Source organism: Kutzneria chonburiensis (assembly GCF_028622115.1).
GTDB lineage: Bacteria > Actinomycetota > Actinomycetes > Mycobacteriales > Pseudonocardiaceae > Kutzneria > Kutzneria chonburiensis.
The window spans coordinates 9,610,504-9,622,446 of record NZ_CP097263.1; the positions used below are offsets into that span (position 1 = coordinate 9,610,504).

Consider the following 11,943-nt stretch of genomic DNA (forward strand, 5'->3'; position numbering starts at 1 on the left):
CGTGAACAACGACGATCCGCTCCCGCTCCAGGCCTATCGAGCCGCGATCGACCTGGACCGGCCCTTCGTGCCCGCCGGCCAACCGGTTCCGCCCGACCAGTTGGCCGGACTGGCCGAGACCGCGCTCGCACTGCTCCATCGCCAGGGTGCGGCCCAGCCGAGGGAGGCGCTGCGAGCTGCCCTGACTCGCCGCCACCCCGTGCCGATGCGGCCCGAAGTGCTCACGCTGCTCGACTCACTCCTAGCCGGCGAGCGCGTATCCAGACCGACCATAGCGCCGGAGGCGTTGCCTTCAGTCGCCGAAAACCACCCTGGCAGCGGCTACCCGGCCGCGAAACAGGTCAGCACCTGGCGTGGCGACATCACGACGCTGGGTGCCGACGCGATCGTCAACGCCGCCAACGACACCCTGCTCGGCTGCTTCCGCCCGAACCACCCGTGCGTCGACAACGCCATCCACGCCGCCGCCGGTCCCCGCCTGCGCGCCGACTGCCACACGATCATGACCAGGCAACGGTTCCCGGAGCCGACCGGCACCGCGAAGATCACCCGCGGCTACCACCTCCCGGCCCGGTTCGTGCTGCACACCGTGGGCCCGATCGTCCGTGGGCCCCTACGACCACAGCACGAACACGCTCTCGCCGCCTCGTACCGGGCGTGTCTGGACCTGGCGGCCCAGGTGCCCCAGATCCGCACCATCGCCTTCTGTGCCATCAGCACCGGTGTCTTCGGATTTCCGCCGGCGCCGGCGGCACGGATCGCACTGACCACGGTCGCGGAATGGCTCGACGAAAACCCGGCACGGTTGGACCGCGTCATCCTCGTCTCCTTCAACGCTGCCGCCGCAGCCCTTCACCACGAACTGTTGGCCACATGGACACGATGAACACCTTCCGCACCTGGCTCGACGAATCGAGCCATGTGCTCGTCGCCGCCGGAGCGGGCCTGTCTGCCGCGGCCGGCTACGACTACGGGGACACGCGCCGCTTCGCCGAGCTGTTCCCCGCGCTGCAACGGCTGGGCCTGCGCGCGCGGTACCAGCTGATCGGCCTGCGGCTCCCACCGCCGCTGCTGTGGGGCTACTGGTCGGTGCATGTCAACGACATCCGGTTCGGTGCGGAACCGAATCCGCTCTACCGGCGACTGCGCGCCCTGATCGGCGACCGGGAGTACTTCGTGCTCACCTCGAACGTCGACGGTCTGTTCGCCCGCAACGGTTTCGCCGAAGATCGCGGCTGGACCCCGCAGGGTGACTACGCCCGCTATCAGTGCGAGACGCCCTGCACGGAGGAGACCTGGGCCAGCAGTTCGATCATCAGCCGGGCGCTGGCGGCGTACGACCCGCGCTCGGGCATGGTCGTCGACGACACCGCGATCCCGGCCTGCCCCAACTGCGGCGGCCCCGTGTTCCTCAACGTCCACAAAGGACCCGAATTCGTCGAAGCTCCCTACCGGCAGGCCCATGCCCGCTTCGCGCGCTGGACACATGACCTCGCTGACGACGCCCGTCTGCTGGTCATCGAGGTCGGCGCCGGGCTCTCCACACCGGGTGTCGTTCGCCGGCCCGCGGAGTACATCGCGTACCGCACTCCGGGCGCCCGGCTGGTCCGGATCAATCCGCAGCACCCGGAAGTGCCCGGTGCGCTCGGCGACCGCGCGCTCTCCATCGCCGCCGACATCACGCAGGTGCTCGATCACGACCAGGCCGGAAAGGCGAACCGATGAAGATCACTGCCGCGGTGGTGGAAGAGCGACACGGCGCGTTCCTCCCGCAGGAGGTGGAGCTCGACGAACCCCGCAGCGGCGAGGTTCTGGTCCGGATCGTCGCCACCGGCATCTGCCACACCGACTCGATCACCCGGCACGGCGACCTGCCCTTCCCACTGCCCGGAGTTCTCGGCCACGAAGGAGCCGGCGTGGTGGAAGCCATCGGTCCCGACGTCACCGAGGTTCGCGCCGGCGACCACGTCGTGCTCGGCTGGCCCTGGTGCGGAGCCTGCCGCAACTGCCTCGACGGTCAACCGCGCTACTGCCTGCGGCTGGCCGACCTCCTCGTCGGCGGCGGCCGGCCCGACGGGTCGACCGCGCTCCGCAGGCTCGACGGCACCCCGCTGGCCAGTCACTTCTTCGGACAGTCGTCCTTCGCCACGCACGCGATCGTGCCGCAGCGCGGGCTCGTCCGGGTCGATCCCGGGCTGCCGCTGGAACTGTTGGGGCCGCTGGCCTGCGGTCTGTCCACCGGGGCCGGCGCCGTGCTGAACGTGTTGCGGCCCAACGCCGGCTCCGCCCTGGTTGTCTACGGCGCCGGCTCGGTCGGCCTCGCCGCCGTCATGGCCGCCCGCAACACCGGCGCGACACGGATCATCGCCGTCGACCGCCATCCCTCGCGGCTGGCCCTGGCTCGTCGCTTCGGCGCGACCGACACCATCGACGTCACCGAGCACGATCCGGTCGCCGCGGTGCACGAGATCTGCGACGGCCCAGCCGATTACAGCCTGGAATGCACCGGCGTCGTCGACGTCTGCCGGCAGGCCGCCGACTCGGTCGGCATGCGCGGCGTCTGCGCGCTCATCGGCGGTGCCCCAGCCGACGCGCGGATCCAACTCGACCACCTGTCAACGCTCTGGGGCAAACGAGTGATCGGCATCCTCGGCGGCGAAGGCCGCAGTGTCCCGCTGATCACCACGCTGATCGACCTCTACCGGCAAGGCCGGTTCCCGTTCGACGAGCTCGTCACCTTCCATCCGTTCGCCGAAATCGAGACCGCACTGGCCGCGGCTCATGCCGGCGACGTGCTCAAACCGGTCCTCCGGATGCCCTGAGCTACACCGGTGCGTCCAGGTCGACGGTGATCGTCACGCCGGAGGTCGACACCACGGTCAGCGCCCGGTCGAGGACCGTCAGTTCGCCGATCGGGTTCGACTCGGACAGGTAGCAGACCCAGACGAGTTTCCGGTCGGCGTCCAGCCGGGCGAAGAATCCCTCCGAGCCGTGCGACCCCTCGCCGGCGCAGACGAAGCCGCCGGGCGCGGGGGCCTCCCGGGTGATGTCGATGGACGTGAGCCAATCCGGGTCCTCGGCGAGGAGCTCCGCGAGGTCGATCTCCTCGACCACCCGCAGGGCCGAGCCGTCGACGTCGACCGCGTACGACCGGCCGTCGGCGAAGAACACGCCGTCCTCGATCGGCAGCCGCCCGGCCCGCCACAGCTCCTCGATCTCGCTCATCGCCTTCTCCTTCGCCGGCGGCCGCCGCCACAGGAACCCGGTGGCATCGCGGTCGGCCGCTCGCTGAGCCCGGTGTTCGGCACCGGTCGTCCGTCCAGCCGGTTGCGCGGATCGGTGAACCGCTCCTGGAACTTGTCCGCCCACGTCTTGCCCGTGGTCGACTCCGGATGCGGGTCGTCGGGCCGCACCCGCACCACGCCGACCGGGACGCCGGCCTCCCGAGCCGCGTCGAGCCGCCGGTTGTCGTAGCTGACCAGTTGCCCGTCGATCTCCATGACGTGCACCGGTGACCGGTTCCAGTCCCACTGCCCGGCCCGCATGGCGTCGCTGTAGTCGTTCTCGGTGATCGACCGCTGCGAGAAGTTGATGTCGTTGGGATCCAGGAACTCGATGTCGTCCGAGCCGGTCAGGCCGAGCGCGTCGGTCCACCCGGTCGGGTTGTGCACGTAGCCGTGTGGTGACGGGCCGCCGAACAGGCCGAGCGGGTCGGGGCTGGCGTAGCGGCCCGACACCGGGTCGTAGTAGCGCAGGTAGTTGTAGTGCAGCCCGGTTTCCGCGTCGAAGTACTGCCCGGGGAACCGCAGCGGCGTGTCGGCGCGGCCGGCCAGCGTGCCGATGGCCTGGCCCCACAGGGTCGACTCCTGCCGCCAGGCGATCTCGCCCCGCTCGTCGACCAACTCGGTCGGGGTGCCGACGATGTCCGTGACGATGGCATAGAACCGCTGGTCGACACCGTGCTGCTCGGTCTGGGTGAGCGGGCGGAAACTGGCCGGGTCGAATTCCCACGTCGTGGTGGCGCCGTCGGAGCCGGTCTGCTCGGCGATCACGGCGCCGTCCCACACGAAGTCCACCCGCTCGAGGACCGAATTGTCGGCAGCCAAGCGGAGTTTGGCGATCCGGCGACCCAGCGGGTCGTACAGATAGGACCACCGCGTGCCATCCGGCGTCACCACGGCGACGAGACGGTCGTCGGCATCCCAGTGGTAGCGCCAGGTATCGGGCTTGCGCGACAGCCGTTTGCGTTGCCGCACAACGACCCGCCCCTGCGCGTCGTGCGAGTACCGCGCGTCGCCGGCGGTGAGCGCGAGAGTGCCGCTGTACGCTCGGTCCGGCGAGACGAGCTCGCCGTCGGCGTCGTAGGCGTACTGCTCACGCCGGTTGGCGCCCGCCACGTCCGTCACGCGACCCATGACATCGACCTGGTACCGCTGGGAATTCCCGGTCACGTCGTCGACGGCGACGAGATTGTCGTCCGGTCGGTAGTGGAAGCCCCGACGGGTCACGCGGTCGCCGGACCGCAGCGCCTGCGCGGTCAGCCGGCGGTTGGCGTCCCAGGCCTGATCCAGGACGACGCCGTTGCCCAGGGTCCGGGTGGTCTCGTTGCCGACGGCATCGTGGCCGAAAGACAGCGAAGTCGTGCCGGCGATCAGCTGCGTGGGCCGCGAGTTGCCGTCGTAGCGCCACACACTGTCCATTCCGGACGGTGTGGTCCGGCGGATCCGGCGGCCCGCCGGGTCGTACACCGAGCGGACGGCTCGACCGTTGACCGACTCGGTGAGGACCCGGCCAAGGGCGTCACGGGTGTAGCTCAGGTCGGCGTCGGCGTTGCGGGCCCGGCTCACCTGGCCGACGAGGTCGTACTCGATGGTGGTGACCTGGTCGTTCGAGCGCCGTTCGACGATCCGGCCGAGCGTGTCGCGGACCAGCGTGGTGACCTGCCCGGCGCCGTTGGCCTTGCCGACCAGCTGCCCGGCGGCGTCGTACTGGTACCCGAGCACGCGACCGTTGAAGTCCGTCTCCCGCACCAGGTTTCCGGCCGCGTCGTACTCGTAGCGCCACACCAGGCCCTTGGCGTTGGTGACGGAGGCCAGCCGCAGCGTCGGGTCGTAGCCGAACACCAGACGGCTGCCGTCCGCGCGGCTCTCGACCGCGGGCAGGTTGAAGTGGGTGATCTGCGTGCGGGTGATCCGCCCCATCGGATCGACGTGCTCGACCGCGTTGCCCTCGGGGTCGTGACGCCACCGCTCGGTCGCGCCGTCCGGGCGGGTCCGGCTGAGCATCGTGCCCTCGACGGTCCACGAATAGCGCGTGACGCCGCCGAGCGGATCGGTGATCGCCGACGCGCGTCCGAAGGCGTCACGCGTGTAGCGCGTCGTTGCCCCGGTGGCATCGGTGATCGCGAGCGGGATCCCCACGGCGTCGGTCTCGATACGCCGTGTCGCCCCGGTGGCGTCGGTGACGGCAATCCGATGTCCGCGTTCGTTGTACGCGTAGCGGTTGACCGCGCCGGTCGGATCGGTCTCCGCCACGAGGTTGCCGCGGTCGTCGAACTCCTGCCGCCACACCGCGCCGTCCGGGCCGACGAACGTGGTCACCTGGCCGTGCTCGTCGTATTCGGCCAACGCCTGCGCGCCGTCCGGCCGGGTGGTGGCGATGAGGTTGCCGGCCTCGTCGTAGGTGTGCCTGGTGGTGTTGCCGAGTGGATCGGTCGTCGCCACCAACCGGTCGGAATCCCACTGCTGCGTGGTGGTGTTGCCGAGCGCGTCGGTCCGGGCGACGACCTTGTAGTTGTCGTCGAAGCCGTACGTCGTGGTGGCGCCGAGCGCGTTGGTGAAGACGGTGCTGTGGTCGCCGTAGTCGAAGGTGCCGTTGAGGAAGCCGCCGGAGCCCTCATTGGCGACACACCGGCCCTGCGCGTCGTACGAGTAGCGATACCAGAGGCCGTTGCGGTCGATCCACCGCGTGATGCGGTCGGCGTGGTCGTACTCGAGCTGGAGCGGCCGGTCCGAGGAGTTGAAGATCTCGGTGAGCCGGCCCTCGGCGTGGCCGTACCGCACGACAGTGACGTTGCCGCCGTCCAACCGCATCCGCACTTCGATCGGCCGGTCGTCCTCGCTGAGCACGTCGAGGTGGTATCCGCCGGAATGCCGTACGGCGGTGACGTTGCCCGTGCTGTCGCGGTCGAAATCGATCCGGTTGCCGTTGCGGTCGGTGATCGCGACCAGCGCGGCGACCTCGTCGGAGCCGGCGAAGTGGAGCGTGCGACCGGTGCCCTGCTGAGCGATCGCGAAGCCGGTCTCGGTGCGGGACAACGGCCAGCGCGGGCCCAGCCTTGGCGGCACCGGCTCGTCGGGGTGGGGATAGGCCAGGATCATGCCGTCCTCGGCCAGGAAGACGGCGCCCTGCTCGTCGAACTCCAGCCGCTGGTCCAGGGTGGATGCCCAGCTCGGACCGAACGACCGGCCGGCGCGGTAGCTGGAGATGTGCGTGCGCCGCAGCACCAGCGGCAGCACACCCGGCAGTTCGAGGTCGACGTGGGCCAGCACGACATCGCCGCTGACCACGTCGATCGGGTCGTTCTCGCAGACCCGTTCCGGTTCGGGCGTCTTGGTGGCGTGCAGGTTCTTGGGGCGATGCCGGGTGCCCGGCGCGTTCGTCGTGCCGACCGGGTGCTTCGCGGCCGTCGTGCCCTTGGGCAGATGACCCGGTTCATGGCCCCGATGCAGCTTCTTGAACCCGTTGGCGCCGTTATGATCGGCTTCCTCGTGGAGGTTGGCCGTGGTGTGCAGCCGCTTGCCGGCGCCCTCGACGACCCGGCCGCCCTCGCTGAACACCTTGCCGGTGACCTGCACGCCGCGCCCGAACAGCTTGGAGACCACCGAGCCGATGCCGGAGCGGTCGCCGCCGGCGTGGGAGACGAGGCGCTGGCCGGCGGTCTCCAGTTTCTGGCCGCCCTCGGCCAGCTTGCCGCCGAACCCGCTGAGCTTGCCGCCGGACCGGCGCAGGTGATCAGGATTCGTATGGATCTTGCTCACGGCCGCTGCCCCCCACTGTCCCCGATTGGCGTGCCGAGACTAGCGAACGGCCGGGCCCACCGCCGTCGAGTCACGCCTGGACGAGCGAGGTGGCGGCGGTGGCGACGACGGAGCGAGCGGCGGCGGCGAGGGCGGGGGAGTCGAGTTTCCACTGCTGCCAGAACAGGGGGACGTCCATGTGGCGGGCGGGGGCGAGGTTGACGAGGGTGCCGGCAGCGAAGGCGGGGAGGGCGAGGGGGAGGGGGATGAGGCCCCAACCGAGGCCGCAGAGGACGGCGTCGAGATACGCGGTGGACGAAGGCATCTGGTGGCGGAAAGGGCTGGCTCCGTCGGCGAAGCGGTCCTGGAGCTGGTCGTGGCGGTCGAAGACGATGACGGGGGAACCGGTGAAGGACTCGAAGGGGAAGGAAGGGGAAGCGCAAGCGAGGTAACGGAGGGAGCCGAGCGGCGTGACGGAACAGCCCTGGACGGGGTCGGGGGTGGAGGTGACGGCGGCCATGACGAGGCCCTCGCGGAGGAGCCGGGCGGTGTGGCCCTCGTCCTCGCGGTGAAGCTCGAAGCAGACGTCGGGGAGGCCGAGCAAGGCGGGGAGGAACCACGTGGCGAGGGAATCGGCGTTGACGGCGATGGACAGCCGGGTGGGCTCGCCGGGGGTGGTCATGCCGAGCTCGGCCTGAGCGTCGAGGGAGAGCTGCGCGAGCTGGCGGGCGAAGCGGACCAGGACGGCGCCGGAAGGAGTGAGCTGGACGGGCTTGGTGCGCATGAGGAGGACCCGGCCGGTGCGCTGCTCGAGGGCCTTGATGCGCTGGCTGACGGCGGACGGGGTGACGTGCAGGGCAGCCGCGGCGGCGTCGAAGGTGCCGGCGTCGACGACGGCGAGCAGGGTCTGGACGTGGTCGGAAGGAAGGTCGGCCATCACGGGATCTAATGATACGTAAGAATCATTAGCTGGACTGTCGGCAACCGTCGATTTAGCGTCCGGGGCATGACCAACGTGGTGCTCGTCGTGGCGGCGGGCTTCGGCACCTCACTGTCCCTGATCATGGCGATCGGCGCGCAGAACGCATTCGTGCTGCGCCAAGGGATCCGACGAGACGCGGTGCTGACGGTGGTGGCGATCTGCGGCGCGTCGGACGCGGTGCTGATCGGGCTGGGCGTGGGCGGGGTGGGGGTGCTGGTGCAGGCCTGGCCGGCGGCGGTGACGACGGTGGCGATCATCGGCGGGATCTTCCTGCTGTGCTACGGATTCCTGGCGGCGAAGCGGGCGCTGAAGCCGTCCGGCCTGACGACGGAAGGCATGACGACGGGCTCCCGCCGCCGCGCGGCGCTGACCTGCCTGGCCATGACCTGGCTGAATCCGCACGTCTACCTGGACACGGTCCTGCTGCTGGGCTCGATCGCGGCGGGCTACGGCGCTCTCCGCTGGGACTTCGCCATCGGCGCGGTGCTGGCCAGCCTGTGCTGGTTCACGGCGATCGGCTTCGGCGCCCGGCTGCTGAGCTCCTTCTTCACCAAGCCGTCGTCCTGGCGGCTGCTGGACGGCCTGGTGGCGGCGACCATGGCGGTGGTGGGGATCGGGCTGCTCGTGGGGGCCTGAATTAATCCGTCGCGACGGCGACCGACGTCGATCTAGTATTACGAAGCACTCCCGGTGCGAAGTCCGACGGTTACTTCCTGGTAAGAAGAAATCACACCGCCGGACACGGTGAACTCGGGAGTGCTGATCGCGGACGTGTCCGGTGCGCAGGCGACGGTTACTTCTAATTCACGGGCCGCGGGTTCGAATCCCGCCCGGGCATGCCCGGTAGCTCAGCTGGGAGAGCAGTGACCATACCGTCACCGACTCTGATCTCGGACACGTCCGTGATCGCCGAAAGGGGGTAGGAACAACAATGGCCAAGTTCAACGTGCTGCGTCGGCCCAAGACTCACGAAGGCGGCGTGGCGGTCAAGCGCGACGTCAAGCGGGAGCTGTTCCTGCTCGCCGTGGCGAACATGGTGGGCGAGCAGACCTTCTACGAGACCGCTGACGAGCGCGACAACCGGTTTGCGCAGCTCGTGCGGTCGGCGACGGTCGCGGACCCGGAGTGGACGGCGCGCCTGCTCGGCTGGCTGCGAAACACGGCGAACATGCGCTCGGCGTCGATCGTCGGCGCGGCGGAATTCGCGTACGCGCGGAACGAGCCGGGCCTGACGCGCCAGGTCGTGAATTCGGTGTTGCAGCGGGCGGACGAGCCAGGCGAATTCCTGTCCTATTGGCTTACGGCTCATGGTCGCGCGATTCCGAAGCCGGTCAAGCGCGGTATCGGCGACGCCGTGAGACGTCTTTACGACGAGCGGGCGCTGCTGAAGTGGGACAGTGAGGCGCGCGGCGTGCGAATGGGTGACGTGCTGAATTTGACGCACCCGAAGCCGGTGGAAAGCTGGCAGGGTGCCCTGTTCGCACATGCCCTCGACCGCCGCCACGGAAACGTCGGGGAAATCCCGGCCGATCTGTCGGTGCTGCACGCCCGGGACGAGCTGATGTCCTGGCCGGTGGAGCGCCGCCGCGAGCTGTTCACGGGCGACGCGACCGCGGCGCTCAAGCTGGCCGGCATGACGTGGGAGTCGGTCGCCGGCTGGCTTCAGGGCCCGCTGTCGGCGGAGGTGTGGACGGCGCTGATCCCGACCATGGGCTACATGGCGCGGCTGCGCAACCTGCGCAACTTCGACCAGGCCGGCGTCTCCGACGAGGTGGCGGCCACGGTCGCGGCCCAGCTGGCCGACCCGGAGCAGGTATCGCGGTCGCGGCAGCTGCCGATGCGGTTCCTGTCGGCGTTCCGCGCGGCCCCGTCGCTGCGCTGGGCGTGGGCGCTGGAGCAGGCGCTGAACGCGAGCCTGGCCACCGTGCCCAGCCTGCCGGGCCGCACGCTGGTGCTGGTCGACCGCTCGGGCTCCATGTTCTACAGCACCGTGTCCGCGCGATCCGACCTGACCAGGGCGGATGCGGCCGCGCTGTTCGGCACGGCGCTCGCGCTGCGGGCGGCGAACGCCGACCTCGTGCAGTTCGGCAGCACGGCCCGCCGGGTCGAGCTGCGGGCCGGCGAGTCGGTGCTGCCGGTGGTGCGGGACCGGTTCGCCGATTTCGGTGGCACGAACACGATCGGCGCGCTGAAGCAGTTCTACCGTCGCCATGACCGCGTGGTCATCGTGACGGACGAGCAGCACAACGGGTCGTCGCTGCCGAGCTCGGTCGTGCCGAAGGGTGTGCCGGTCTACACGTGGAACCTGGCCGGCTACGAGTTCGGGCACACCGAGGGCCGCTACACCTTCGGTGGCCTGAGCGACGCGGCCTTCGGCATGGTGCCGCTGCTGGAAGCCGGCGAGCGCGAGGCCTGGCCGTTCTGACCCCCGCGAGTCCCGCTCACAGTCACATCGAATGCGTGAAACGGATTCACGCATTCGATGTGACGCTAGGCGGGACTCGCGGGGGTCAGGGGGTGTCGGTCGGCGGAACTGACGGGTGGTGACCCACAGTGCCAGTGCCAGCGCGCCGAGCATGGCGGTGGCCAGGATGCGCATGTCCACAATGGACGAGTTCACCGCGCCGCCGCCGAAGCCGCCGCCCCCGAACCCGCCGGAGCCAAGGCTGCCGCCACCCGGCCGACCACCGAAGCCGCCAGAACCGTTGCCGCCGCCGGGAAAACCGCCGGTGGGCGGCGTGCCGGAACCGCCGGTGCCGCCGCGAAAGCCACCGGTGCCGCCGGGCCGCTGACCTCGGCCGCCGCCGAAGCCGCCGCCCGATCCCAGTAGGAACGGCAGGTAGGCGAAGAACGAGGCGAACTGCTCCAACACGGGCAGCGCCCACAGCTTGCGCGGCAGGTAGAACGCCGCCACCACGGTCAACGCGTCGGCCAGGAAGAAGTACCGCTCGTGCATGGCCGGCAGGAAGTACGGCACCAGCAGCACGGACACCGTGGCGGCCAAGATGATCCGTGTGGACGACATCTCCACCCGACGCCACCACACGGCGACGATCAGGGCCAGCACCAGGAATCCCGTCACGAGGATCCCGGTGATCCGGATGGCGGACGACGTCACCGACGTCCCGAGGTACTGGTACACGTTGGGGGCATTCAAGGTCAGCAGGTCGAAGGTCCCGGTCTGGGACACGTAGACCTCTAGAAGCTGCGACGGACTGGTGCCGATGAGCAGCGCCGGAATGTCCAGGACCACGTACACCAGGGGAATGGCCAGCAGCGTCTTCCACGGCATGAAACGCAACAGCACCAACAGAAGTAGCAGCGGGAACAGGAACACCGTCTGGAGCTTCAAGGCGAACGCTATGCCGACAAAGACACAAGCCAGCCAGGGACGCCTGCGCAGCACGAAATACACGCCGCCCACGGCGAAAGCGGCGTACATGGCGTCGGCCTGACCCCACATCGAGGCGTTCACGACCACGGTCGGCAGGAACAACGTCAGCGCCCCGGCCAGCACCGGCCACCACTTGCCCGGATAGCGCAGCGCCACCAGCCGGTACACGAAGTACCCGAGCAGGAAGTCGAAGGCCGCGGACAGCACCTTGATCCCGATCAGCGGCGTCACCGGCAGATAACTCAACGCCGCCAACAGATACAGGTAGGTCACGTTGTAGTTGGCGAAGCTGATGTCCTTGAGCGCCGCGAAACCGCCGTTGGAGGCGATGTGCTCGTACCAGGACAGGAAGATCCGGGCGTCCCCCGTCTCGTAGGACAGGAACGCCATCCGCAGCGCGGCGGCGGCGATCACCACGACCGCCACCACGCCGATCCGCGGCAGGGATCGGCGTGGCGGGGCCTGCGGTGCAGCGAGAGCGACCATGCGCTCAAGTGAAGCGGGCGTGACTGAGTACAGCCTGTGAGCGGAAGACGGTTAGCTGGGAA

General features: G+C 69.6%; 8 protein-coding genes, 1 tRNA gene and 1 pseudogene. 6 read left to right on the forward strand and 4 right to left on the reverse strand.

Annotation, left to right across the window (positions count from 1 at the left end; translation table 11 throughout):
* Window position 1: 1 nt before the first annotated feature.
* From M3Q35_RS44695 to M3Q35_RS44705, 3 genes are read left to right on the forward strand one after another with little or no spacing between them, the layout of a single operon-like run.
* Complete coding sequence (locus tag M3Q35_RS44695; protein ID WP_273938661.1) at window positions 2-886, forward strand: macro domain-containing protein; 885 nt, start codon at window positions 2-4, stop codon at window positions 884-886.
* Window positions 874-1,725 (forward strand): SIR2 family NAD-dependent protein deacylase, encoded by an 852-nt coding sequence (locus M3Q35_RS44700; protein WP_273938663.1) that lies wholly within the window; start codon window positions 874-876, stop codon window positions 1,723-1,725. The genes M3Q35_RS44695 and M3Q35_RS44700 overlap by 13 nt, the downstream gene beginning before the upstream one ends.
* Window positions 1,722-2,822: an NAD(P)-dependent alcohol dehydrogenase gene (locus M3Q35_RS44705; RefSeq protein ID WP_273938664.1), complete on the forward strand. Its 1,101-nt coding sequence runs from the start codon at window positions 1,722-1,724 to the stop codon at window positions 2,820-2,822. The genes M3Q35_RS44700 and M3Q35_RS44705 overlap by 4 nt, the downstream gene beginning before the upstream one ends.
* 1 nt (window position 2,823) lies before the next feature.
* Here M3Q35_RS44705 and M3Q35_RS44710 read toward each other — a convergent pair whose 3' ends face one another.
* The 3 genes from M3Q35_RS44710 to M3Q35_RS44720 all read right to left on the reverse strand — a co-directional run bounded on the left by M3Q35_RS44710 (window position 2,824) and on the right by M3Q35_RS44720 (window position 7,956).
* A complete protein-coding gene (locus M3Q35_RS44710; protein WP_273938665.1) occupies window positions 2,824-3,225 on the reverse strand; it encodes a hypothetical protein in 402 nt (133 codons plus the stop codon).
* The gene (locus M3Q35_RS44715) at window positions 3,222-7,040 is read right to left on the reverse strand and encodes a DUF6531 domain-containing protein (protein WP_273938666.1); all 3,819 of its coding nucleotides are present in this window, start codon (window positions 7,038-7,040) and stop codon (window positions 3,222-3,224) included. The genes M3Q35_RS44710 and M3Q35_RS44715 overlap by 4 nt, the downstream gene beginning before the upstream one ends.
* Before the next feature lie 70 nt (window positions 7,041-7,110).
* Window positions 7,111-7,956, reverse strand: a complete 846-nt coding sequence (locus tag M3Q35_RS44720; RefSeq protein WP_273944710.1) for a LysR family transcriptional regulator ArgP — start codon at window positions 7,954-7,956, stop codon at window positions 7,111-7,113.
* Between the two features lie 69 nt (window positions 7,957-8,025).
* On the opposite strand from M3Q35_RS44720, the gene M3Q35_RS44725 reads away from it, so the two are divergent.
* The 3 genes from M3Q35_RS44725 (at window position 8,026) to M3Q35_RS44735 (ending at window position 10,426) form a co-directional block, all read left to right on the forward strand.
* The gene (locus M3Q35_RS44725; protein ID WP_273938667.1) at window positions 8,026-8,637 is read left to right on the forward strand and encodes a LysE/ArgO family amino acid transporter; all 612 of its coding nucleotides are present in this window, start codon (window positions 8,026-8,028) and stop codon (window positions 8,635-8,637) included.
* 136 nt (window positions 8,638-8,773) lie between these two features.
* Window positions 8,774-8,839, forward strand: a tRNA-OTHER gene (locus M3Q35_RS44730).
* Between the two features lie 93 nt (window positions 8,840-8,932).
* Entirely contained in the window at window positions 8,933-10,426 is a 1,494-nt protein-coding gene (locus M3Q35_RS44735) for a TROVE domain-containing protein (RefSeq protein WP_273938669.1), read from the forward strand.
* Between the two features lie 609 nt (window positions 10,427-11,035).
* Here the strand turns inward: M3Q35_RS44735 and M3Q35_RS49100 are convergent.
* A pseudogene (locus M3Q35_RS49100) lies at window positions 11,036-11,881 on the reverse strand (glycosyltransferase 87 family protein); the annotation flags it as partial.
* Window positions 11,882-11,943 lie beyond the last annotated feature (62 nt).

What these genes read in the sequence shown, in the direction of transcription:
- M3Q35_RS44700 (WP_273938663.1), top strand. Translation starts at nt 874, where the DNA reads ATGGACACGATGAACACCTTCCGCACCTGGCTCGACGAATCGAGCCAT.
- M3Q35_RS44705 (WP_273938664.1), top strand. Translation starts at nt 1,722, where the DNA reads ATGAAGATCACTGCCGCGGTGGTGGAAGAGCGACACGGCGCGTTCCTC.
- M3Q35_RS44710 (WP_273938665.1), bottom strand. Translation starts at nt 3,225, where the DNA reads ATGAGCGAGATCGAGGAGCTGTGGCGGGCCGGGCGGCTGCCGATCGAG.
- M3Q35_RS44720 (WP_273944710.1), bottom strand. Translation starts at nt 7,956, where the DNA reads ATGGCCGACCTTCCTTCCGACCACGTCCAGACCCTGCTCGCCGTCGTC.
- M3Q35_RS44725 (WP_273938667.1), top strand. Translation starts at nt 8,026, where the DNA reads ATGACCAACGTGGTGCTCGTCGTGGCGGCGGGCTTCGGCACCTCACTG.
- M3Q35_RS44735 (WP_273938669.1), top strand. Translation starts at nt 8,933, where the DNA reads ATGGCCAAGTTCAACGTGCTGCGTCGGCCCAAGACTCACGAAGGCGGC.